The sequence below is a fragment of the Streptomyces sp. NPDC087859 genome (genome assembly GCF_044742595.1).
Taxonomy (GTDB): Bacteria; Actinomycetota; Actinomycetes; order Streptomycetales; family Streptomycetaceae; genus Streptomyces; species Streptomyces canus_F.
The window spans coordinates 183,472-203,400 of sequence record NZ_JBIUUU010000006.1; the positions used below are offsets into that span (position 1 = coordinate 183,472).

Annotated in this window: 25 protein-coding genes; 7 read left to right on the forward strand and 18 right to left on the reverse strand. The window is 69.9% G+C overall.

Features of this window, described 5'->3' with window-relative positions:
* Nucleotides 1-48: 48 nt before the first annotated feature.
* The 4 genes from ACIOHP_RS16155 to ACIOHP_RS16170 all read right to left on the reverse strand — a co-directional run bounded on the left by ACIOHP_RS16155 (nt 49) and on the right by ACIOHP_RS16170 (nt 1,819).
* Entirely contained in the window at nt 49-510 is a 462-nt protein-coding gene (locus tag ACIOHP_RS16155; RefSeq protein WP_361544694.1) for a DUF3618 domain-containing protein, read from the reverse strand.
* Entirely contained in the window at nt 507-917 is a 411-nt protein-coding gene (locus ACIOHP_RS16160; RefSeq protein WP_361544697.1) for a phage holin family protein, read from the reverse strand. Before ACIOHP_RS16160 ends, ACIOHP_RS16155 begins: the two co-directional genes overlap by 4 nt.
* Before the next feature lie 93 nt (nt 918-1,010).
* Nucleotides 1,011-1,688 (reverse strand): hypothetical protein, encoded by a 678-nt coding sequence (locus tag ACIOHP_RS16165; RefSeq protein ID WP_401887888.1) that lies wholly within the window; start codon nt 1,686-1,688, stop codon nt 1,011-1,013.
* Nucleotides 1,685-1,819: a hypothetical protein gene (locus ACIOHP_RS16170; RefSeq protein WP_401887890.1), complete on the reverse strand. Its 135-nt coding sequence runs from the start codon at nt 1,817-1,819 to the stop codon at nt 1,685-1,687. The genes ACIOHP_RS16165 and ACIOHP_RS16170 overlap by 4 nt, the downstream gene beginning before the upstream one ends.
* A gap of 175 nt (nt 1,820-1,994) precedes the next feature.
* Between ACIOHP_RS16170 and dapA the strand changes: the two genes are divergently transcribed.
* Nucleotides 1,995-2,897, forward strand: a complete 903-nt coding sequence (dapA, locus tag ACIOHP_RS16175; RefSeq protein WP_401887893.1) for a 4-hydroxy-tetrahydrodipicolinate synthase — start codon at nt 1,995-1,997, stop codon at nt 2,895-2,897.
* On the opposite strand, the gene ACIOHP_RS16180 is transcribed toward dapA, so the two are convergent.
* On the reverse strand, nt 2,898-4,145 hold the full coding sequence (locus ACIOHP_RS16180) for a YncE family protein (protein ID WP_401887896.1): 1,248 nt from the start codon (nt 4,143-4,145) through the stop codon (nt 2,898-2,900). It abuts the gene before it with no gap.
* A complete protein-coding gene (locus tag ACIOHP_RS16185) occupies nt 4,142-4,702 on the reverse strand; it encodes a SigE family RNA polymerase sigma factor (RefSeq protein ID WP_401887899.1) in 561 nt (186 codons plus the stop codon). The genes ACIOHP_RS16180 and ACIOHP_RS16185 overlap by 4 nt, the downstream gene beginning before the upstream one ends.
* A gap of 139 nt (nt 4,703-4,841) precedes the next feature.
* On the opposite strand from ACIOHP_RS16185, the gene ACIOHP_RS16190 reads away from it, so the two are divergent.
* Nucleotides 4,842-5,357, forward strand: coding sequence for a hypothetical protein (locus ACIOHP_RS16190; RefSeq protein ID WP_401887902.1), 516 nt, complete (start codon nt 4,842-4,844; stop codon nt 5,355-5,357).
* Nucleotides 5,358-5,411: 54 nt separating this feature from the next.
* Here the strand turns inward: ACIOHP_RS16190 and dapD are convergent, their stop codons facing one another.
* The 3 genes from dapD to ACIOHP_RS16205 all read right to left on the reverse strand — a co-directional run bounded on the left by dapD (nt 5,412) and on the right by ACIOHP_RS16205 (nt 7,551).
* A complete protein-coding gene (dapD, locus tag ACIOHP_RS16195; protein WP_361487984.1) occupies nt 5,412-6,401 on the reverse strand; it encodes a 2,3,4,5-tetrahydropyridine-2,6-dicarboxylate N-succinyltransferase in 990 nt (329 codons plus the stop codon).
* Between the two features lie 281 nt (nt 6,402-6,682).
* A complete protein-coding gene (locus ACIOHP_RS16200) occupies nt 6,683-7,231 on the reverse strand; it encodes a TetR family transcriptional regulator (protein ID WP_361544717.1) in 549 nt (182 codons plus the stop codon).
* Nucleotides 7,231-7,551 carry a multidrug efflux SMR transporter gene (locus tag ACIOHP_RS16205; RefSeq protein WP_361544720.1) on the reverse strand — a complete coding sequence of 107 codons (321 nt, stop codon included), beginning with the start codon at nt 7,549-7,551 and terminating at the stop codon, nt 7,231-7,233. Before ACIOHP_RS16205 ends, ACIOHP_RS16200 begins: the two co-directional genes overlap by 1 nt.
* A gap of 281 nt (nt 7,552-7,832) precedes the next feature.
* Here ACIOHP_RS16205 and ACIOHP_RS16210 point away from each other — a divergent pair, with 281 nt between their 5' ends.
* Entirely contained in the window at nt 7,833-8,654 is an 822-nt protein-coding gene (locus tag ACIOHP_RS16210; protein ID WP_401887904.1) for an AbfB domain-containing protein, read from the forward strand.
* 63 nt (nt 8,655-8,717) lie between these two features.
* On the opposite strand, the gene ACIOHP_RS16215 is transcribed toward ACIOHP_RS16210, so the two are convergent.
* The 8 genes from ACIOHP_RS16215 to ACIOHP_RS16250 are packed head-to-tail and all read right to left on the reverse strand — an operon-like array spanning nt 8,718 to nt 15,293.
* Nucleotides 8,718-9,050, reverse strand: coding sequence for a metal-sulfur cluster assembly factor (locus tag ACIOHP_RS16215; protein WP_005477879.1), 333 nt, complete (start codon nt 9,048-9,050; stop codon nt 8,718-8,720).
* Nucleotides 9,047-9,514 carry a Fe-S cluster assembly sulfur transfer protein SufU gene (gene sufU, locus ACIOHP_RS16220; RefSeq protein ID WP_266828752.1) on the reverse strand — a complete coding sequence of 156 codons (468 nt, stop codon included), beginning with the start codon at nt 9,512-9,514 and terminating at the stop codon, nt 9,047-9,049. Before sufU ends, ACIOHP_RS16215 begins: the two co-directional genes overlap by 4 nt.
* 18 nt (nt 9,515-9,532) lie before the next feature.
* Complete coding sequence (locus ACIOHP_RS16225) at nt 9,533-10,789, reverse strand: cysteine desulfurase (RefSeq protein WP_361544727.1); 1,257 nt, start codon at nt 10,787-10,789, stop codon at nt 9,533-9,535.
* Nucleotides 10,786-11,550 carry a Fe-S cluster assembly ATPase SufC gene (gene sufC / locus ACIOHP_RS16230; RefSeq protein WP_361544730.1) on the reverse strand — a complete coding sequence of 255 codons (765 nt, stop codon included), beginning with the start codon at nt 11,548-11,550 and terminating at the stop codon, nt 10,786-10,788. The genes ACIOHP_RS16225 and sufC overlap by 4 nt, the downstream gene beginning before the upstream one ends.
* A gap of 7 nt (nt 11,551-11,557) precedes the next feature.
* Nucleotides 11,558-11,887, reverse strand: a complete 330-nt coding sequence (locus tag ACIOHP_RS16235; protein ID WP_361544733.1) for a non-heme iron oxygenase ferredoxin subunit — start codon at nt 11,885-11,887, stop codon at nt 11,558-11,560.
* Nucleotides 11,887-13,068 (reverse strand): Fe-S cluster assembly protein SufD, encoded by a 1,182-nt coding sequence (gene sufD, locus ACIOHP_RS16240; protein WP_401887909.1) that lies wholly within the window; start codon nt 13,066-13,068, stop codon nt 11,887-11,889. The genes ACIOHP_RS16235 and sufD overlap by 1 nt, the downstream gene beginning before the upstream one ends.
* 60 nt (nt 13,069-13,128) lie before the next feature.
* The gene (gene sufB, locus ACIOHP_RS16245; RefSeq protein ID WP_361544739.1) at nt 13,129-14,553 is read right to left on the reverse strand and encodes a Fe-S cluster assembly protein SufB; all 1,425 of its coding nucleotides are present in this window, start codon (nt 14,551-14,553) and stop codon (nt 13,129-13,131) included.
* Nucleotides 14,550-15,293, reverse strand: coding sequence for a metalloregulator ArsR/SmtB family transcription factor (locus ACIOHP_RS16250; protein WP_361544742.1), 744 nt, complete (start codon nt 15,291-15,293; stop codon nt 14,550-14,552). Before ACIOHP_RS16250 ends, sufB begins: the two co-directional genes overlap by 4 nt.
* A gap of 161 nt (nt 15,294-15,454) precedes the next feature.
* Between ACIOHP_RS16250 and ACIOHP_RS16255 the strand changes: the two genes are divergently transcribed.
* The 4 genes from ACIOHP_RS16255 (at nt 15,455) to ACIOHP_RS16270 (ending at nt 19,141) form a co-directional block, all read left to right on the forward strand.
* A complete protein-coding gene (locus ACIOHP_RS16255; protein WP_401887911.1) occupies nt 15,455-16,267 on the forward strand; it encodes an aminoglycoside N(3)-acetyltransferase in 813 nt (270 codons plus the stop codon).
* A 31-nt stretch (nt 16,268-16,298) separates the two neighbouring features.
* Nucleotides 16,299-17,222, forward strand: coding sequence for an ABC transporter ATP-binding protein (locus ACIOHP_RS16260; RefSeq protein WP_401887914.1), 924 nt, complete (start codon nt 16,299-16,301; stop codon nt 17,220-17,222).
* 88 nt (nt 17,223-17,310) lie between these two features.
* Nucleotides 17,311-18,081, forward strand: coding sequence for an ABC transporter permease (locus ACIOHP_RS16265; RefSeq protein ID WP_401887917.1), 771 nt, complete (start codon nt 17,311-17,313; stop codon nt 18,079-18,081).
* Nucleotides 18,082-18,127: 46 nt separating this feature from the next.
* On the forward strand, nt 18,128-19,141 hold the full coding sequence (locus ACIOHP_RS16270; protein ID WP_361544754.1) for a COX15/CtaA family protein: 1,014 nt from the start codon (nt 18,128-18,130) through the stop codon (nt 19,139-19,141).
* A 30-nt stretch (nt 19,142-19,171) separates the two neighbouring features.
* On the opposite strand, the gene ACIOHP_RS16275 is transcribed toward ACIOHP_RS16270, so the two are convergent.
* Nucleotides 19,172-19,909 (reverse strand): nucleotidyltransferase, encoded by a 738-nt coding sequence (locus tag ACIOHP_RS16275; protein ID WP_401887919.1) that lies wholly within the window; start codon nt 19,907-19,909, stop codon nt 19,172-19,174.
* Nucleotides 19,910-19,929 lie beyond the last annotated feature (20 nt).

The following is a 19,929-nucleotide window of genomic DNA, read 5'->3' on the forward strand; positions in this document are numbered from 1 at the left end:
CGGCCGGGCTGTACTCACCCGGCCGGCGTCACACAACTCCTCGCTCCGCTAGCGTCCGTTCCGACGCCGCACCATCTCCTCCACGACCACGACACCCACCACCGCCCCCACGACCAGCACCGGCCGCGGATTCCGCAGCGCAGCCTGGACCACGGTACGAACAGGCCGCGGCACACTGTGCTCGACGGCATGCCCCGCATGCGACGCCTTGTCCTGCACGGTGTGCCCGACCTCGCTCGCCCTGCCCTGCACGGCATGCCCGGCCCGGCTCGCCCGGTCCTGAACCGCATGACCGGCCTCGGCCGCACTGCTGCGCAGCTGCACGGTCATCGCACCGGCCTTGTCCTTGAGATCCGCGGCACGCGCCATGGCCCGCCCCTTCACATCCGCCTTGCCCGCCAACTCCTCGACGGTGTCGCCGAGTTGGCCCCTTGTTTCCTCGATCTGCCGACGCAGCTCCTCGGGGCTCTTCGCCCCGCCCGCCACGCCCGGCGTCGTCTTGTCCGTCATCGGTGTGCCCTTTCCCTGATCTCCTCGACATCGGCCCTGACGCTGCCGAGGGTCTCCTCGGGCGTGGGGGGTGCGGCCCGACGCAACTGGGCGCGACCGCGAGCGGCAAGCACCGCCGCGATCACGAACAGCACCGCCGTCACGATGAGCGCCGCGGCCCAGACGGCCAGCGCCAGCGAGAGCGCGGCGGTCGCCGTACCGGCCAGAGCGAGCAGCCCGGCGTAGGCGAATGCGCCCGCGGCGCCGAGCAGCCCGCCGCCGCGGCCTGCGCGCCGGCCCTTCTCGGCCAGTTCCTCCTTGGCGAGGGCCACTTCCTGTCGTACGAGCTGGGAGAGCTGTTCGGTGGCCTGGCCGACGAGTTCGCCCACGGAGTGCTGGGCTTGGCCGGGGGCCGTGGAGTGGGTCACGATGTCCGCCTCCTCTCTGGTTCGGAGCGGACGAGTACCCGTATGCGGCCCCCACAAGCGCTGTTTCGCGAGTTCGGTCACCGGACCGTCCCCCTAGCCTTCCTCGCCCTTCCCGCGCTCCCCCAGCTTCGCCAGCTGGCTCTGGAACCAGTCCAGCCGCGCCTGCAACAAGGCCGCCTCCGCTGCGAGTTCGGGCACGCCGAGGCCGTCGGCAGCGACATCCGCCACCGCCGCCCCGCTCCCCGCCACCACCCGCAGCCCGTCTCCCGCCAGCCGCGCGAACGACGCGAGCGAGACGGACGTACGACCCCGCAGACACCCCGCGCACGAGGGCGCGAGCGCACGCCAGCCGGGGCGGCCCCAGCCGGCGTCGGCCAGCGCGGAGGCGACCGTGCCGCAGGTGCAGGGGCCCACGGTGGCGACCCGGATCCGCTGGCGGGCATAGCGGAAGCCGCGTTCGAAACGGAGGTAGCGGCCGATGACCGAGACCTCGAGCAGGACGGCCGCCCGGTGCTCGGCCGTGCACAGCAGCGCCTCGGCCGTCGAGCGGTCGTGCACACAGTGGAAGCCGCAGTCGCAGCGACGGTGCGGCGCCTGGTGCCGCAGGCCATAGACGCAGGACGCGTCGGCCACGACTCCGTACGGCAGCGCGCCGCCCAGCGACACACCGGTGAACCCGGCCCGGGTGCCGTCGTGGGACAGCACCGGGTGGGCGATCTTGTATCCGGTCGGCGGCTCCGTCGGACGTTCCTCCGGAAGCCGCAGCCTCATCGGGCGGCCGGGACCTCTTCGGGCGCCTTCAGTTCCTTGATCTCTTCCGGAAGTCCGAGTTCGGGTTCCTGCTCGTGCGCCTGCGGCCGCTCTTCCGCGACTCCGGTGGCGAGTGCCTTACCGAGCTTCATGACGCCTCCCATGACCAGGGGCCGATGACCGTCCTGGCCATGGTGACCCATGAAGTGCCGATTTGGACATAGGGCCCTGGCATCGCTCCCCGCCAGCGACCTCTTAGCATCACTTATCGATACTGCGTAGAAAAATTAAGTGGAGCTTCACGATGGCTCCGCCGAGACTACCCCCATGACGTACTCCGCTCCCTCCGCCCCTCCCTTCGGTCGCGCCCTCTGCGCCATGATCACGCCGTTCACCGAGGGCGGCGCCCTCGACCTGGACGGTGCCCAGCGGCTCGCGGAGCGGCTGGTGGCGGAGGGCTGCGACGGGCTGGTGCTCTCCGGGACGACCGGCGAGTCGCCCACGACGACGGACGCCGAGAAGGCGGAGCTCGTTCGGGCGGTGCGGGAGGCGGTGGGCGAGCGGGCGTCGGTCCTGGCGGGCGTCGGCACCTTCGACACCCGGCATACGGTCGAACTCGCCCTGGAGGCCGAAAAGGCGGGCGCGGACGGCCTGTTGGTGGTCAGCCCGTACTACAGCAAGCCTCCGCAGGAGGCGATCGAGGCGCACTTCCGCCAGATCGCGGACTCCACCGGCCTGCCGATCACGCTCTACGACATCCCGGGCCGCACCGGCACCCGTATCGAGCCCGACACCCTGATCCGGCTCGCCGAACACCCCCGGATCGTGGCGGTGAAGGACTGCTCCTACGACTTCCTCGCCGCGCAGAAGGTCATCTCCCGCACGGAGTTGGCGTACTACGCGGGCTGCGACGAACACAACCTCGCCCTGTACGCGGTGGGCGGCGCGGGATATGTGAGCACCGTCGCGAACCTCGTCCCCGCTCAACTCCGCGCGGTCCTGGACCTGTTCGACGCGGGCGACACGGCCAAGGCGGCGCGCCTCCAGCAACGCGCCACACCCCTCATCGAGTTGACGATGTCGGCGGGCCTGCCCGGCACCGTCACCGTGAAGGCCCTCCTCAACGACCTGGGCCTGCCCGCGGGCCCGGTCCGCGCACCGCTGCTGCCCGCCGGCCGGGATGCGGTCGACGGGCTGCGGGCGGCATACGAGGAGCTGACGGCCGGCTGATCAGCGCTCGGCGAAGACGGGCTCCCACGGCTCCGGGTCGGTCTCCGAATGCTCACGGACGCCGCTCAGTGGTACGACCTTGTCGCTGCCGATCGTGACCAGCACGAGCCGGTCCTTGTACGGCTCGTCATGACCGGCGGCCCGCTCCCAGGCGATGAGCCGCTGGTCGTCCACCCAGGCGAGCAGTTCGGCGCCACGGACTTTGGTGATCTCCTTGCCGGTGAGGGGATCCTTGATGAAGGAGTACGACTGGCCGGGCAGGGTCCTCCCGGCCTCCGGGGCGATGGCGGGATCGTTCACCTCGGCCTGACCGAGGGCGGCCAGCTTGCCGTTCGGGGACAGCCTCGCGGGCACGTCCCAGCGCAGGTACTTCTCGTTCGCGGGCGCGGCGGTCTCCTCACCCGACAGGTCGTAGAACTTCGGCCGGACGAGGGTCTCGAGACCTCCGCCGACCGCGAACAGGCGCTTGTCGTCACGAGTGAAGGCGAAGTCGGCGCGGCCACCCGCGGAGGAACTCGGGACCCGGTGCCAGATCCCCCCGCCCTTCCCGGCCAGGTCCAGGAGGAGGAACCCGGTCCGGCTCACCCTGTGCGTGGACGTCCACTCGTCCTCATCGGCGTTCTCGACCTTCTCGAGCGAGTCGGGGTGTTCGGAGTACGTCGTGGCGACCAGCTCGGTCCCGCCGTTCGAGAACGCCAGCCCGGCGACCCCCTTCCCGACCGGGATCCACCGCTCGACCTCCCCCGTCGCGAGGTCGAGCAGCCCGATCCGGGCGGCGGGCAGGGTCCGCTCCAGCACGGCGGCGGTCTTCAGGCCCGGTGCCACGGCGACGAAGGACCACCGGGTGTCCTTCTTGTACTTGCCGGTGTCGGGATCGAGCAGCCAGTAGGTCCGCTCGTAGGTCGCCTCCTTGTCGCTCTTCGCCACGAGCTCCGTCGTGTAGTACGCGGCGAGCGCCGACCGCCCGGCCGCGATCAGGTCGCTCGGCGGCGACTGGTCGGGGTGGGCGCTGATCCCGTCCTGCTGCGTGACACGCGCGGGGCGTGCGTCGTCGCGTCCTTCGTTCAGCAGCGGCATCGCCACCGAGACGGCCACCACGGCCGCGGTGGCGACGGCGACGGCCACGAGCCGGCGGGTGCGGCGGCGCCGGCGGACGGCCAGCACCCGGTCGGCGAACCCGGGGCCCGCCGAGGCCTCTTCGACGGCCAGCTCACGCAGGGAGTCACGCACGAGTTCCTCGACGTTCACGGACGTACCTCCACGGGTGTGCGGTCGTGAGCCGGCGGCTGCCGGATGTCCTCGCCACCGCTCAGGGCGGCCAGTTCGGGCGCGAGGGTGCGCAGCCGGGCGAGCGAGCGGTGGGCGGTGGACCGTACGGTGCCGACGGAGCAGCCCAGGACGCGGGCCACTTCGGCTTCGGGCAGGTCCTCGAAGTAGCGCAGCACGAGCACGGTGCGCTGTCGGGCGGTGAGGCGGGCGAGCGCGCCGCGCATCACGAGACGCAGCTCGGCGGCGGACGAGGCGTCCGGGTCCGCCCGTCCCTCCGGCGGCTCGGCGACACTCAGTTCGCGTCTGGGCCACTTCAGCCGCCAGCGGCTGATCTGCTGCCGGTAGAGGATCCGCCGTACGTACGCCTCGGGTTCGTCGATACGGTGCCAGCGGCCGGCCGCCTTGATCAGCGCGTTCTGCAACAGGTCCTCGGCGGTGTGCCGGTCCCCGCCGCTGAGCAGCACGGCCGTCTTCAGCAGCGCGGACGACCGGTGCTCCACGAACTCCCGGAAGCTGTCCTGCGCTTCGGCATCCATCGTCACCTTCTCTTCCCCCGGGGCGGACCCGATGTCCGCCCCCTGTGCCCCTTCTGACGCGCGGGACCGCACCCCGCTATGTCTGCGCGTACGAGAAAATTCCACCGACCCGCCAGGCGCCCTCCCGTACGGTGACCCGATGAGCCGCCAGCGCGCCCGCCCGCTCCTCTTCCTCGACGTCGACGGCCCCCTCAACCCGTACGCGGCGAAGGCCGAGCGCCGCCCTGAGGGCTATACGACGATCAGGGCGTCCGTGCACCCGGGCCGCCCCCTGCGCGTGTGGCTCAACCCCGCCCACGGCGCGGCCCTCCTCGCGCTTCCCTACGACCTGTGCTGGGCGACTACCTGGATGGACGCGGCGAACCGCTGGATCGCCCCGGTCATCGGCCTCCCCCGGCTGCCCTACGTCGACTTCGGCGACTCCCTGCTCGTCCACCGCCCCGACGGAATCCACTGGAAGACGCAGGCCATCGTGGCGTACGCCGAAGGGCGCCCCTTCGCCTGGGTCGACGACGAGCAGACCCCGGCGGACACCGCCTACGTCACCGACCACCACCCGGCCCCCGCCCTCCTCCACCACGTCGACCCCCGACTCGGCCTGCGTGAGGACGACTTCACGGCCCTGACGGAGTTCGCGAAGACGTTGCGGACATGAGCGAGCGCCCTCCCGCACTCGGCGGAAGGGCGCTCACCATGATGACGCCGACTGTCAGTTGTGGCTGTGCAGGATCTCGTTCAGCCCGCCCCACACCGCGTTGTTCGGCCGGGCCTCGACCGTGCCGGTGACCGAGTTGCGGCGGAAGAGGATGTTCGAGGCGCCGGAGAGCTCGCGGGCCTTGACGATCTGGCCGTCGGGCATGGTGACGCGGGTGCCGGCGGTGACGTAGAGACCGGCCTCGACGACGCACTCGTCGCCCAGCGCGATACCGACGCCCGCCTCGGCGCCGATGAGGCAGCGCTCGCCGATGACGATACGGACGTTGCCGCCACCGGACAGCGTGCCCATCGTCGACGCGCCGCCACCGATGTCGGAGCCGTCACCGACCACGACACCGGCGGAGATACGGCCCTCGACCATGGACGTGCCGAGCGTGCCGGCGTTGAAGTTGACGAAGCCCTCGTGCATGACGGTGGTGCCCTCGGCGAGGTGGGCACCGAGGCGGACGCGGTCGGCGTCGGCGATGCGGACACCCTTGGGCGCCACGTAGTCCGTCATGCGCGGGAACTTGTCGACGGAGGTCACCTGGAGGTGCAGGCCCTCGGCGCGGGCGTTGAGCCGTACCTTCTCGATGTCGTCGACGGCGACCGGGCCCAGCGAGGTCCAGGCGACGTTGGCGAGGAGGCCGAAGATGCCGTCCAGGCTCTGGCCGTGCGGCTTGACCAGGCGGTGCGAGAGCAGGTGCAGGCGCAGGTAGGTGTCGTGCGTGTCGGTCGGCTTCTCGTCCAGCGAGGAGATGACCGTACGGACCGCGACCACTTCGACGCCACGCCGGGCGTCCGGCCCGATCGCCTTCGCGGCACCCTCACCGAGCAGCTCCACGGCCCGCTCGGCGGACAGCCGCTCGGTACCGGACGGCCCGGCCTCCGCGGTCAGCTCGGGCGCGGGGAACCAGGTGTCGAGAACAGTGCCGTCGGCGGCGATCGTGGCGAGGCCGGCGGCCACGGCGCCGGTGGTACGAGAAGCAGTCGTGTCGGTCATGAGGGCAACCTAACCGCCCCACACCCACAGAGGCCAACCAGCCAAGACACCATCTCAGGTACCGAACCGCCACGCCGGGCCGGAACGGGGGCGGAACACGGGGAGCGCCCCCTGAATCACCGCCCCACGCAGTTTCTGCCCCCGGACGCCGGTCCAGGCATTTCAGCCCGTCCGGCGTTTGAGGACGAGGCTCTTTCGGGGCCGAACGGGGTCCGGGGCGGAGCCCCTGGGGACGGGACGGGTAGGGGCGGCGGGGGCGAAGAGGACCACCCCGTCGACCGTCAACATGCTCCAGCGGGAATGACCCGCCCCAGGACCTCCCGTGCGTACTCCTCGTCGTACACCCCGTCCGTCAGCAGCACCTGCAGACAGATACCGTCCATCAGCGCCACCAGCGCCCGCGCCGTGACCGCGTCGGTGCGGCGGCCCAGCCGCTCGGCGAGGTCCTCGGCCCACTCCGCGGCGACCGGCCGCAGCGCGGGGCGGCGCAGGGCGGCGAGATAGAGCTCGCACTCCAACTCCACGCCGGTACGGTCGCCCGCGAGCCACTCACCCAGCAGACCGGCGAGTTCGGTGGCCAGGTCCGCGTCCCGGTCCTCCAGGCCGCCCCGCGCCACGACGACCTTCGCGAACCCCTCGTTGGCCTGCCGCAGCGCGGCGACCATCAGCTCGTCGAGGGTCTTGAAGTGGTACGTCGTCGAGCCGAGCGGCACATCGGCCTCGGCGGCGACGGAGCGATGGCTCAGCCCGGCGAGGCCATGGCGGCCCACGACCCGGATCGCCGCGTCGATGATCCGCTGCCGCCGCTCGGGGTCGTAGCGGCGGGCCATCAGTGCGCACCGCCCAGGTTCAGCACGACCACCCCGGCGATGATCAGCACGATCCCGGCGGCCTTGACGGGGCTCATCCCCTCGCCCAGGAAGGTGAACCCGATCGCGGCGATCACCGCGGTGCCGACGCCCGCCCAGATCGCGTAGGCCGTACCGACGGACACGGTCTTCAGCGTCTGCGCGAGCAGCGCGAACGCCAGGGCGTACCCGAGGACGGTCAGCAGCGACGGCAGCAGCTTGCTGAAGCCCTCGCTGTACTTCATGGCGGTCGTCGCGGCCACCTCGGCGGCGATCGCTCCGGCGAGCAGCACGTATCCCATGTGTACGAGTGTACATAACGATGCTCAGGCAGCGGCGCGGAACGCAGACCCACGTCGCGGAGCCGTATCTGATCGGGCGTCAGCCACTGTTGGCCTGCCACGGCGCGGAGGGCTCCGAGAAAGCCGTGGGAAAGCCGCTGAGAGAACGATGTGGAAACCGCTCGCACAAACGGCTGCTCGAAGAGCGCAAGGTCCACTACTGTGCGACCTGCTTCACCGTTCATCTACCGCGCCGTCACGGCTGCGGCCTCCCCCCATGGGCTCCGCCAGAGGAACTGCGCATGCCAGACACCAAGTCCCAGCCTCCACATGACCGACCGTGGGAGACCGGCTGGGCGCCCGACACCACCCGGGCACCGGGAACCCGACGTCTCTATCTCGCAGGTGTCCTCGCCGTGGCCACGGTCGTCGCCTGCGTCACGGCGATATCCATGACGGACAGCACTCCTGACGCCGTGGCGAAGTCGGCGCCCCCCTCGGACGGCGGGACGATACCGGGCCTCGCCGGTTACGCCAGTCCGTCCGACACCACGACGGTCCCCCCGAAGGGCAAGAGCGGCCTGGCGACCTCCGAGGAGACCGCCTCCGCCGCGCGCCAGCAGGGCTCCTCCCCCTCGCCCGCCCCGGTTACGACCTCCAAGTCACCGTCCTCCAAGCCGAGTTCGCCGGCCCCGAAGCCGGCGGTCACGTGGCGCTCGGTCCGCTCGGCGAACTACCCCGACCGCTACTGGCACGTGAGCGGCGGTTACGTGAAGCTCGACCCGGTTCGCGGTCCGGAATCCCGCGAGGACTCCACCTTCAAACTGGTCAAGGGCCTTGCGGACAGCTCCTGCTACTCCTTCGCCACCCACGACGGCGGTTACCTGCGCCATCGCAGCTTCGTCCTGATCGCCGACCGCAACGACGGCTCGTCCCTGTTCAAGCAGGACGCGACCTTCTGCGCCCGCTCCTCGTCGGTGTACGGAGCGGTCATGCTGGAGTCGATGAACTACCCGGGCCGCTTCCTGCGTCACCAGAACTTCCAGCTGAAGCTGGACCCTTACCAGTACAGCGACCTGTACCGGTCGGACTCGGCGTTCCAGCTCGTCGACGGGCTGACCTGAGCACACGCACGAAAAACGGCGACGTCCACGAGGACGTCGCCGTTTCTTCGTACGCGGTCGGTCTCAGACGTTGAACCCGAGCGCCCGAAGCTGCTCGCGCCCGTCGTCCGTGATCTTGTCCGGGCCCCACGGCGGCATCCAGACCCAGTTGATGCGCAGCTCGTTGACGATGCCGTCCGTGGCGGACTTGGCCTGGTCCTCGATGACATCGGTCAGCGGGCAGGCCGCCGAGGTCAGGGTCATGTCGATCGTCGCGATGTTCGCGTCGTCGATGTGGATGCCGTAGATGAGGCCGAGGTTGACGACGTCGATGCCCAGCTCGGGGTCGACGACGTCGTACAGGGCCTCGCGGACTTCCTCTTCGGAGGCCGGCTTCATCTCAAGGGTCTCGCTCATGCCGTCTTCCTTTCGGCGTCGGCCCCGCCCAGGGCCTGGGCCGTCGCGTCCTTCCACGCCATCCAGCTGAGGAGGGCGCACTTGACCCGGGCCGGGTACTTGGAGACACCGGCGAACGCGACGGCGTCCTCCAGCACCTCCTCCATGGCGTCGTCGGGCTCGATCTTCCCCTTGGACTGCATCAGCTCCAGGAAGGTCTCCTGGATCTTCTGCGCCTCGGCGAGGTCCTTGCCGACGAGGAGGTCGTTCAGCACGGAGGCGGAGGCCTGGCTGATCGAGCAGCCCTGGCCCTCGTACGAGATGTCGGCGATCTGCTCGCCGTCGTACTTCACGCGCAGCGTGATCTCGTCGCCGCACGTCGGGTTGACGTGGTGCACCTCGGCGTCGCCATCCCGAAGACCGCGCCCGTGCGGGTGCTTGTAGTGGTCCAGGATGACTTCCTGGTACATCGAATCCAGCTTCACGGTCTCAGCTCACGCCCTTCAGCCGAAGAAGTTCCGTACGTGCTCCAGCCCGTCGACCAGAGCGTCGATCTCGGCCGGCGTGGAGTACAGATAGAACGACGCTCGCGTGGTCGCAGGAATTCCGTAGCGCAGGCAGACCGGGCGGGCGCAGTGGTGGCCCACGCGGACCGCGATGCCCTGCTCGTCCAGCACCTGGCCCACGTCGTGCGGGTGGATGTCGCCGAGCGTGAAGGAGATCGCCGCGCCCCGGTCCTCGGCCGTCGTCGGGCCGATGATCCTGAGGTCAGGGACCTCGCCGAGCCGCTTCACCGCGTACTCGGTGAGCGCGTGCTCGTGGGCGAGGATCTTGTCCATGCCGATCGAGTTCAGGTAGTCGATCGCCGCGCCCAGCCCGACCGCCTGCGCGATCGGCGGGGTGCCCGCCTCGAACTTGTGCGGGGCGGGAGCGTAGGTCGACGAGTGCATAGACACCGTCTCGATCATCTCGCCGCCGCCCAGGAACGGCGGCAGGTCCTCGAGCAGCTCCTGGCGGCCCCAGAGGACGCCGATGCCGGTCGGACCGCACATCTTGTGGCCGGTGAAGGCCACGAAGTCGGCCTGCAGCGCCTGCACGTCCAGCGGCATGTGCGGGGCGGCCTGCGAGGCATCGATGCAGACGAGCGCACCGACCTCCTGCGCACGGCGCACTATCGCCTCGACGGGGTTCACGGTGCCCAGGATGTTGGACACCAGCACGAAGGAGACGATCTTCGTCTTCTCGGTGATGATCTCGTCGATGTTGGAGAGGTCGAGCCGGCCGTCGTCGGTGAGGCCGAACCACTTCAGCTTCGCGCCCGTGCGCTGCGACAGCAGCTGCCACGGCACGATGTTGGAGTGGTGCTCCATCTCCGTGATGACGATCTCGGTCTCGTGGTCCACGCGGTAGGGCTCGTCGGCCCAGCCCAGCATGTTCGCCACGAGGTTGAGCGACTCGGAGGCGTTCTTGGTGAAGATCACCTCGTCGCGGCTCGGCGCGTTGATGAACGCGGCGGCCTTGTCGCGCGCGCCCTCGTACAGCGCCGTGGCCTCCTCGGCGAGCACATGCACACCGCGGTGGACGTTGGCGTTGTAGCGCTCGTAGTACTCGTTCAGGGCGTCCAGGACCTGGCGCGGCTTCTGCGAGGTCGCCGCGTTGTCCAGGTACACGAGCTTCTTACCGTCATGGACCTGACGGTCCAGGATGGGGAAGTCCTTGCGGATCGCCTCTGTGTCGAGGAGGCCCGGCAGCTGTGTCACGCGGATGCGCCACCCTTCACGTACTTGTCGTAGCCCTCGGCCTCGAGCTGGTCGGCGAGCTCAGGGCCGCCGGACTCGGCGATCCGGCCGTTCGCGAACACGTGCACGTGGTCGGGCTTGATGTAGCGCAGGATGCGCGTGTAGTGCGTGATCAGCAGGGTGCCGACCTCGCCGGACTCGCGGACGCGGTTGACGCCCTCGGAGACGATGCGGAGGGCGTCGACGTCCAGACCGGAGTCCGTCTCGTCGAGGACCGCGATCTTCGGCTTGAGGAGCTCCAGCTGGAGGATCTCGTGGCGCTTCTTCTCACCGCCGGAGAAGCCCTCGTTGACGTTGCGCTCGGCGAAGGCGGGGTCCATGTTGAGGCGCTGCATGGCCTCCTTGACCTCCTTCACCCACAGGCGGAGCTTGGGGGCCTCGCCGCGGATGGCGGTGGCGGAGGTGCGCAGGAAGTTGGAGACCGAGACGCCGGGGATCTCGACCGGGTACTGCATCGCCAGGAACAGGCCCGCGCGGGCGCGCTCGTCGACGGACATCTCCAGGACGTCCTCGCCGTCGAGGGTGACGGTGCCGCCGGTGATCGTGTACTTCGGGTGGCCCGCGAGCGAGTAGGCGAGGGTCGACTTGCCGGAGCCGTTGGGGCCCATGATGGCGTGGGTCTCGCCCTGCTTCACGGTCAGGTCGACGCCCTTGAGGATCTCCTTCGTGGCGTTGTCGGCCTCGACGGTGACGTGCAGGTCGTGGATTTCAAGCGTTGCCATGGGTTCCTCAGGACTCCTGGGTGAGGGAGACGAGCACGTCGTCCCCTTCGATCTTTACGGGGTATACGGGGACGGGGCGCGTCGCGGGAAGGCCGGACGGCTTGCCGGTGCGGAGGTCGAACGCGGAGCCGTGCAGCCAGCACTCGATCTGGCAGTCCTCCACCTCGCCCTCGGAGAGCGAGACGTTCGCGTGCGAGCAGATGTCGTTGATCGCGAACACCTCGCCCTCGGTGCGGACGACCGAGACCGGCGTGCCGTCGAGTTCCACCCGCTTCGGGGTGTCCTCCTCCAGCTCGCTCAGCCCACAGGCGCGCACATACGTCGAAGAGGCAGTCATCAGACCGACGCCTCCAGCTCCTCGTCGATCTTCACGAGAAGGCGTTCCTGGATGTCGTCGACACCGATCTGCTGGACCAGCTCGGCGAAGAAGCCGCGGACCACCAGGCGACGGGCCTCGTCGGCGGGGATGCCGCGGGCCATCAGGTAGAAGAGCTGCTCGTCGTCGAAGCGGCCGGTCGCGGAGGCGTGCCCGGCGCCGACGATCTCACCGGTCTCGATCTCCAGGTTCGGCACGGAGTCGACGCGCGCGCCGTCCGTGAGGACGAGATTGCGGTTCATCTCGTAGGTGTCCGTGCCCTCGGCCTTGGCCTCGATGAGCACGTCGCCGATCCACACCGCGTGGGCGCCCTCGCCCTGCAGCGCGCCCTTGTAGACGGCGTTGGACTTGCAGTGCGCCTCGTTGTGGTCGACCAGGAGGCGGTGCTCCTGGTGCTGGCCGGCGTCCGTGAAGTACAGGCCGAAGAGCTCGGCCTCGCCGCCGGTGCCGGCGTAGGTGACGCGCGGGTGGAGGCGTACGAGGTCGCCGCCGAAGGTGACCACGAAGGACTTGAAGGTGGCGTCCCGGCCGATCAGCGCGTTGTGCTGGGCCACGTGCACGGCCTTGTCGTCCCAGTCCTGGACGGAGACGACGGTCAGCTTGGCCCCGTCACCCAGGAGGTAGTCGACGTTGCCGGCGAGCACCGCGTCACCGGTGTGGTCGATGACGACGACGGCCTCGGCGAAGGCTCCCAGCTCGACGACCTGGTGGGCGTAGGCGGTCCCGCCCTCACCGTGCACGGCGATACGGATCGGCTCGGTGAGCACCGTCTCCTTGGGGACGGTGATCACGCCGGCCTTCTCGAACGCCGTGTACGCCTGGGCGGCGATGCGGTCCACGGGGGTGCCCGCCTTGCCGAGGCGCGCGTCGTCGCGGCCGACGGTCTCGACCGTGACACCCTCGGGCGCCTCGATCTCGACCTTCAGGCCGTCGCCGGTGGCGATGGCGGTGCCGTCGTGCAGCCCGCGCAGGCGCTCCAGCGGGGTGAACCGCCACTCCTCCTCACGGCCGTGCGGGACCGGGAAGTCCGCGACGTCGAAGGACGGGGGCGCGCTCATGCGCGTGGCGACGGTCGACTCGGCGGCCACCGCGATCTGGCCGGCGGTGGTGGACCCCACCGGGATGTTCTGAGCCTCAGCCATGGCTGTCGGTCTGCTCTCTTCCTACGTCAGATTTCGCTAGCTGTGTCAGGAGTGCGGGTCTTAACCGACCGCGCCTTCCATCTGCAGCTCGATCAGCCGGTTGAGCTCCAGCGCGTACTCCATCGGCAGCTCCTTCGCGATGGGCTCGACGAAGCCGCGCACGATCATCGCCATCGCCTCGAACTCGGTCATGCCCCGGCTCATCAGGTAGAAGAGCTGGTCGTCACTGACCTTGGAGACGGTGGCCTCGTGGCCCATGGACACGTCGTCCTCGCGGACGTCCACGTAGGGGTACGTGTCGGAGCGGGAGATGGTGTCGACGAGCAGCGCGTCGCACAGCACGTTCGACTTGGAGCCGTGGGCACCCTCGCCGATCTCGACGAGACCACGGTAGGACGTACGACCGCCACCACGCGCCACGGACTTCGAGACGATGTTGGAGGAGGTGTTCGGCGCCATGTGGACCATCTTGGAGCCGGCGTCCTGGTGCTGGCCCTCGCCCGCGAAGGCGATGGAGAGGGTCTCGCCCTTGGCGTGCTCGCCCATCAGGTAGACGGCCGGGTACTTCATGGTGACCTTGGAGCCGATGTTGCCGTCGATCCACTCCATGGTCGCGCCCTCGTACGCCACGGCGCGCTTGGTGACCAGGTTGTAGACGTTGTTCGACCAGTTCTGGATGGTCGTGTAACGGCAGCGGGCGCCCTTCTTGACGATGATCTCGACGACCGCGGAGTGCAGGGAGTCCGACTTGTAGATCGGCGCCGTACAACCCTCGACGTAGTGGACGTAGGCGTCCTCGTCGACGATGATCAGCGTCCGCTCGAACTGGCCCATGTTCTCCGTGTTGATACGGAAGTAGGCCTGGAGCGGGATCTCCACGTGCACGCCCTTCGGCACGTAGATGAAGGAGCCGCCGGACCACACCGCGGTGTTCAGCGACGCGAACTTGTTGTCGCCGACCGGGATGACGGTGCCGAAGTACTCCTTGAAGAGCTCCGGGTGCTCCTTCAGCGCGGTGTCGGTGTCGAGGAAGATGACGCCCTGCTCCTCCAGGTCCTCGCGGATCTGGTGGTAGACGACCTCGGACTCGTACTGGGCCGCGACACCGGCGACGAGGCGCTGCTTCTCCGCCTCGGGGATGCCGAGCTTGTCGTACGTGTTCTTGATGTCCTCGGGCAGGTCCTCCCAGGACTCCGCCTGCTTCTCCGTGGAGCGCACGAAGTACTTGATGTTGTCGAAGTCGATGCCCGACAGGTCCGAGCCCCAGTTCGGCATGGGCTTCTTGTCGAACAGACGCAGGCCCTTGAGACGGAGCTTGGTCATCCACTCCGGCTCGGACTTCTTCGCGGAGATGTCCTTGACGACGTCCTCGTTGATGCCGCGCCGCGCGGAAGCACCAGCCGTGTCGGAGTCCGCCCAGCCGTATTCGTACTTACCCAGGCCCTCGAGCTCGGGGTGGGCAGTCTCCTCGATGGGGAGAGTCATGCGGGGTTCCTCCCGGCCGTGCTTGCAGATGCGTTATGTGTGGTGTGGGAAATCTTTGGGATGAACGTCGTGCAGACGCCGTCACCGTGCGCGATGGTCGCCAGTCGCTGGACGTGCGTTCCGAGCAGCTGGGAGAAGATCTCGGTCTCCGCCTCGCAGAGCTGGGGGAACTTTTCCGCGACGTGGGCGACGGGGCAGTGGTGCTGGCACAGCTGCTCGCCGACCGGTGCGCTGCGCGCCGTAGCAGCGTACCCGTCCGCGCTCAGGGCCTTGGCCAGGGCTTCGGTGCGCTCCTCGGGGGCGGCGGCCTCGATAGCCCTGCGGTACGCGGTGGCCTGCTCGGCGATCCTCGCGCGGGCGAAGGCGACGACCGCCTCGTCCCCGCCGAACCGCTCCGCGATCCAGCGCAGGGCGTCCGCGGCGAGCTTGTCGTAGGACTGGTCGAAGGCGTCGCGGCCGCAGTCGGTGAGCGCGAAGACCTTGGCGGGACGCCCCCGCGTCCGCGCGCCATAGATCTTCTGCTCGCGTGCCTCCACGACGTCGTCGACGACCAGCGCGTCCAGGTGCCTGCGTACGGCCGCCTGGGTCAGGCCGAGGCGGCCGGCCAGCTCGGCGACGGTCGACGGCCCGTGGTCCAGGATGGACCGCGCGACCCGGTTGCGGGTTGACCGCTCTCCGGTCGCGAGCTCCTCCTGCAGGGCCCCCGTGGGGGTCGCCTGGGCCTCGCCGACGTTTTTCACAACACCATTGTTGCGTAATTCCTCAGAGGCGGGCAACCCGCGTCCCGGCCGATGGACGGTGCGGTGCATCACTTAGGTAAAGCTAACCTGACCTGCGGGAACGATCTTTGATCGATCAATTCGGTGGCATCGCCGGGCCTCTTGCGGGACACTTCACAACCATGCCCATACCCCCTCCGACCGGCCCTCTTGTCACCCGCGGCACCGTGGCCGCGCAGCTGCGCGAGCTGGGCGTCCGGGACGGCGAGGCTCTCCTCGTCCACTCCTCCCTGAAGTCCCTCGGCTGGGTCTGCGGAGGACCTGTGGCCGTGGTCCAGGGACTTCTGGACGCCGTCGGCCCGGACGGCACCCTCGTCGTCCCCACACAGACCGGAGACCTCTCGGACCCCGCCCTGTGGGGAAACCCGCCGGTCCCCGAGGAGTGGTGGGACACGATCCGCGCAGCCATGCCGGTCTACGACCCCCAGGTCACGCCCTCGCGCGGCGTCGGCGTGCTCCCGGAGACCGTACGCACCTGGCCGGGCGCCCTGCGCAGCGCGCACCCGCAGACGTCGTTCGCGGCGATCGGCCGCCGCGCCCGTCAGATCACCGAAGGACACGCCACCGACTGCCGTCTCGGCGAGCACAGCCCCCTCGCCCGCCTCGAGGACCTGGACGCGCGCGTGCTCCTGCTCGGCGCCGGCTACGACACCTGTACGAGCTTCCATCTCGCCGAGTACCGCATCCCGTCGCCCCTGGTGAAGGTGGGCCGGCCGGGCCCGGTCGGCTGGGAGACGGTGACCGAGGTGTCGATCACCTCGGACCAGTTCGACGAGCTCGGGCACGACTTCGAGCGGGACCGTCCCGTCGTACGGGGCAAGGTGGGCGCGGCCGACGCACGGCTGTTCCCGGTGGCCGACGCGGTGTCCTACGCGGAGCGGTGGCTGGCCGCGCACCGCCCCCGTGAGGAGGAGATCCTGCACCCGCCCGCCTGAGGCGCGCAGGGCGTACCTAGACTCTTGAGCCATGCGAAGCGAGCCCGTGGTCCAGGTCCAGGCCCTGGTGAAGCGGTACGGCACGAAGACCGCGGTGAACGGCCTCGACCTGGTGGCCACGGCGGGGGTGACCGCCGTACTCGGTCCCAACGGGGCGGGCAAGACGACCACGGTCGAGACCTGCGAGGGGTACCGCAAGCCGGACTCCGGCACGGTGCGCGTCCTGGGCCTCGACCCGGTCCGGCAATCCCGTGAGCTGCACACCCGGATCGGCGTGATGCTGCAGTCCGGCGGCGTGTACTCGGGTGCGAGGGCGGACGAGATGCTGCGCCATGTCGCCAAGCTGCATGCGCACCCGCTGGACGTGGACGCGCTCATCGAGCGGCTGGGTCTCGGCAGTTGCGGCAGAACGACGTACCGGCGTCTGTCGGGCGGCCAGCAGCAGCGCCTGGCCCTCGCGATGGCCGTGGTCGGCCGCCCGGAGCTGGTGTTCCTGGACGAGCCGACCGCCGGGCTCGACCCGCAGGCCCGCCACGCGACCTGGGACCTGATCCGCGATCTGCGCACCGACGGCGCCTCCGTCGTCCTCACCACCCACTACATGGACGAGGCCGAACAGCTCGCCGACGACGTCGCGATCATCGACGCGGGCAAGGTCATCGCCCAGGGCTCCCCCGAGGAGCTGTGCCGGGGCGGCGCCGAGAACACCCTCCGCTTCACCGGCCGCCCGGGCCTGGACGTGGGCTCGCTGCTGAAGGCCCTCCCGGCCGACTGCACGGCCGCCGAACTGACGCCGGGCTCCTACCGGGTCGGCGGCAAGGTCGACCCGCAGCTGCTGGCGACGGTGGCCTCCTGGTGCGCGCAGCACGGGGTGATGCCGGACAAGATCTCGGTCGAACGGCACACGCTGGAAGACGTATTCCTGGAGCTCACCGGCAAGGAGCTGCGCTCATGACGCCGGCTCGGACAATGATCTGCTGGGGGTCCGGGGGTTATCCCCCGGGAAGACACAGCCTGGAGCTCACCGGCAAGGAGCTGCGCTCATGACCACGACCGGCACGTACACCCCGAGGCCGGGCGCGGCTCCCCTGGGACGCATGATCGCGGCACAGGCGGCGCTGGAGACGAGGATGCTGCTGCGCAACGGCGAGCAGCTCCTGTTGACCGTCGTGATCCCCACCCTCCTGCTGGTCCTGTTCAGCTCGGTCGACATCGTCGACACGGGCGCGGGCGAGGCGGTGGACTTCCTGACCCCCGGCATCCTCGCCCTCGCGGTCATGTCCACGGCCTTCACCGGCCAGGCGATCGCGACGGGCTTCGAGCGCCGCTACGGCGTCCTGAAGCGGCTGGCCGCCTCCCCGCTCCCGCGCTGGGGCCTGATGACGGCCAAGACGGCGTCGGTCCTGGTCACGGAGGTCCTCCAGATCGTCCTGCTGACGGTGATCGCCTTCGCCCTGGGCTGGGAGCCGCACGGAAACCCCTTGGCCGTCCTGCTCCTCCTGATGCTGGGCACCGCCGCCTTCTCCGGCCTGGGCCTGCTGATGGCGGGCACCCTGAAGGCGGAGGCCACCCTGGCCGCCGCCAACCTCGTCTTCCTGCTTCTCCTGGTCGGCGGCGGAGTCATCGTGCCCATGGACAAGTTCCCCTCCGGCGCGCAGGACGTACTCGGGCTGCTCCCCATCAACGCCTTGTCGGACGGACTGCGGGACGTGCTCCAGCACGGGGCCGGCATGCCGTGGGGCGACCTGGGGATCCTGGCGGTGTGGGCGGTCGTGGCGCTGGCCGCGGCCGGCAGGTTCTTCCGCTGGGAGTAGGTCCGTGCCGGACCCTCGTGAAAGCGTGCACAAGCGGCGGCCTACGATGGGACACGTGCCGAACCTGACCCCCGCCGACGCCGCAGCCGCCGTGCGCAACCCGCTCGCCTTCATCGCCGCACGCTGGACCCCGGATCCCCGGACGGTACAGCGGGCGGCTCTCGCCGCCCTCGTCATGTCGGTGGTCATCGTGGTCACCGGCGGCGCGGTGCGGCTCACCGGCTCGGGCCTCGGCTGCCCGACCTGGCCCAAGTGCACCGACGACTCGCTGACCACCACGAGCGCCATGGGCGTGCACGGTGTGATCGAGTTCGGCAACCGCATGCTGACGTACGTGCTGTGCGCCGCGGTCGGCTGGGCGATCATCGCCGCACGCTCCGAGAAGCCGTACCGGCGCGGCCTCACCCGGCTGGGCTGGGCGCAGTTCTGGGTCGTGATGGGCAACGCGATCCTCGGTGGCATCGTGGTGCTGGTCGGCCTCAACCCGTACACGGTCGCCGCGCACTTCCTGCTGTCGACGGCGCTGATCGCGGTGGCCACGGTGATGTGGCAGCGCACCCGGGAGGGCGACGGGCAGGCGCGTCCGCTGGTCGGCAAGTCGGTGCAGCAGCTGGTGTGGTTCCTGGTCGCCGCGTCCGTGCTGCTGATCGCCGTGGGCACGGTGGTGACCGGCTCGGGACCGCACGCGGGCGACTCCAGCGAGGTCGAGCGGATGCCGCTGGACTGGGAGACGGTCAGCAAGCTGCACGCCGTCCTCGCCTGGATCGTGGTGACGCTGACGTTCGCCCTGTGGTTCGTCCTCAAGGCGGTCGACGCGCCGAAGGGCCCCCTGCACCGCACCCGTGACCTCTTCCTGGTCCTGCTCGCCCAGGGTGTCATCGGCTACGTCCAGTACTTCACCGATCTGCCCGAGATCCTGGTCGGCCTGCACATGTTCGGCTCGTGCCTGGTCTGGATCGCGGTCCTGCGGGTGCTGCTGGCACTGCGGGAGCGACCGGAGACGGACACCGAGGTGCCGCTCCCGGCTCAGGCCACGTCATCACTCTCCGCCGGGATCTGACCCTCCGTCCCGAACACCGCGAGCGGCCGGTCAGGGGTACGCGGCCACGAGCCGGTCGATCGCCGGCCCCAGGTAGCCCCGGGTCAGCTCACCCCTGCGTGCCGTCCACTCCTCGGTGGGCGGCGCGGGGTCCTCGTACCGCCGCCGCCTGATGTCCTCCACCACCTCGACGGGCGCCCCCAGTTCCGGCAGCAGCTCCAGCGCCTCCCGCTTGGTGATGAGCCGTCCGTCGCGCAGGGTGGCGGTCGCGCGGGCGAAGGTCGTCAGGCCGACGTCGACCCAGGGGGCCTGCCGCCAGCGTTCCCCCTTCTCCAGCTTGGGCCGCCAGAAGTCACGCTGGTCGCGGACGACGAACTCGTCGAGTTCGAGGTCCGGTACCGGCGGCAGCAGTCCGGCCGGACCCTCCCCGTGCAGTACCCGCCCGAACGTGTGCAGTTCACGCCGGGTCACCGGGGTCACGGGCCGCTTGAACAGCTGCTCGTGCGCCCAGGTCAGGTGCGGCCGGGCGGAGCTCTCCACGGCATCCGGCGTCAGATAGGTGCAGTGCAGATGCGGGGCGAGCGGTTCGTGCCGCAGCCGGGCGTGCACTTTCGCCAGCCGCCAGATCGTGCGGGGCGAGATCGGACGGTCCAGGACGGCGATCAGGTCCAGGTCGCTGCGGCCCTCCTGGTAGTCGCCGCCGGCGAGGGAGCCATGGGCCCAGACGGCGAGTGGCGCGAGTGGTTCGAGGCCGGTGAGGAAGCGGTCGAGTAACGCGTCGGTCTGCATGAGCCCCATCCTGTACAACC

Excerpts from the sequence above, each read along its gene's own strand:
- ACIOHP_RS16155 (WP_361544694.1), bottom strand. The coding sequence starts at position 510 with ATGACGGACAAGACGACGCCGGGCGTGGCGGGCGGGGCGAAGAGCCCC.
- ACIOHP_RS16165 (WP_401887888.1), bottom strand. The coding sequence starts at position 1,688 with ATGAGGCTGCGGCTTCCGGAGGAACGTCCGACGGAGCCGCCGACCGGA.
- ACIOHP_RS16170 (WP_401887890.1), bottom strand. The coding sequence starts at position 1,819 with ATGAAGCTCGGTAAGGCACTCGCCACCGGAGTCGCGGAAGAGCGGCCG.
- dapA (WP_401887893.1), top strand. The coding sequence starts at position 1,995 with ATGACGTACTCCGCTCCCTCCGCCCCTCCCTTCGGTCGCGCCCTCTGC.
- ACIOHP_RS16185 (WP_401887899.1), bottom strand. The coding sequence starts at position 4,702 with ATGGATGCCGAAGCGCAGGACAGCTTCCGGGAGTTCGTGGAGCACCGG.
- ACIOHP_RS16190 (WP_401887902.1), top strand. The coding sequence starts at position 4,842 with ATGAGCCGCCAGCGCGCCCGCCCGCTCCTCTTCCTCGACGTCGACGGC.
- dapD (WP_361487984.1), bottom strand. The coding sequence starts at position 6,401 with ATGACCGACACGACTGCTTCTCGTACCACCGGCGCCGTGGCCGCCGGC.
- ACIOHP_RS16200 (WP_361544717.1), bottom strand. The coding sequence starts at position 7,231 with ATGGCCCGCCGCTACGACCCCGAGCGGCGGCAGCGGATCATCGACGCG.
- ACIOHP_RS16205 (WP_361544720.1), bottom strand. The coding sequence starts at position 7,551 with ATGGGATACGTGCTGCTCGCCGGAGCGATCGCCGCCGAGGTGGCCGCG.
- ACIOHP_RS16210 (WP_401887904.1), top strand. The coding sequence starts at position 7,833 with ATGCCAGACACCAAGTCCCAGCCTCCACATGACCGACCGTGGGAGACC.
- ACIOHP_RS16215 (WP_005477879.1), bottom strand. The coding sequence starts at position 9,050 with ATGAGCGAGACCCTTGAGATGAAGCCGGCCTCCGAAGAGGAAGTCCGC.
- sufC (WP_361544730.1), bottom strand. The coding sequence starts at position 11,550 with ATGGCAACGCTTGAAATCCACGACCTGCACGTCACCGTCGAGGCCGAC.
- ACIOHP_RS16235 (WP_361544733.1), bottom strand. The coding sequence starts at position 11,887 with ATGACTGCCTCTTCGACGTATGTGCGCGCCTGTGGGCTGAGCGAGCTG.
- sufD (WP_401887909.1), bottom strand. The coding sequence starts at position 13,068 with ATGGCTGAGGCTCAGAACATCCCGGTGGGGTCCACCACCGCCGGCCAG.
- sufB (WP_361544739.1), bottom strand. The coding sequence starts at position 14,553 with ATGACTCTCCCCATCGAGGAGACTGCCCACCCCGAGCTCGAGGGCCTG.
- ACIOHP_RS16255 (WP_401887911.1), top strand. The coding sequence starts at position 15,455 with ATGCCCATACCCCCTCCGACCGGCCCTCTTGTCACCCGCGGCACCGTG.
- ACIOHP_RS16260 (WP_401887914.1), top strand. The coding sequence starts at position 16,299 with ATGCGAAGCGAGCCCGTGGTCCAGGTCCAGGCCCTGGTGAAGCGGTAC.
- ACIOHP_RS16265 (WP_401887917.1), top strand. The coding sequence starts at position 17,311 with ATGACCACGACCGGCACGTACACCCCGAGGCCGGGCGCGGCTCCCCTG.
- ACIOHP_RS16270 (WP_361544754.1), top strand. The coding sequence starts at position 18,128 with ATGGGACACGTGCCGAACCTGACCCCCGCCGACGCCGCAGCCGCCGTG.
- ACIOHP_RS16275 (WP_401887919.1), bottom strand. The coding sequence starts at position 19,909 with ATGCAGACCGACGCGTTACTCGACCGCTTCCTCACCGGCCTCGAACCA.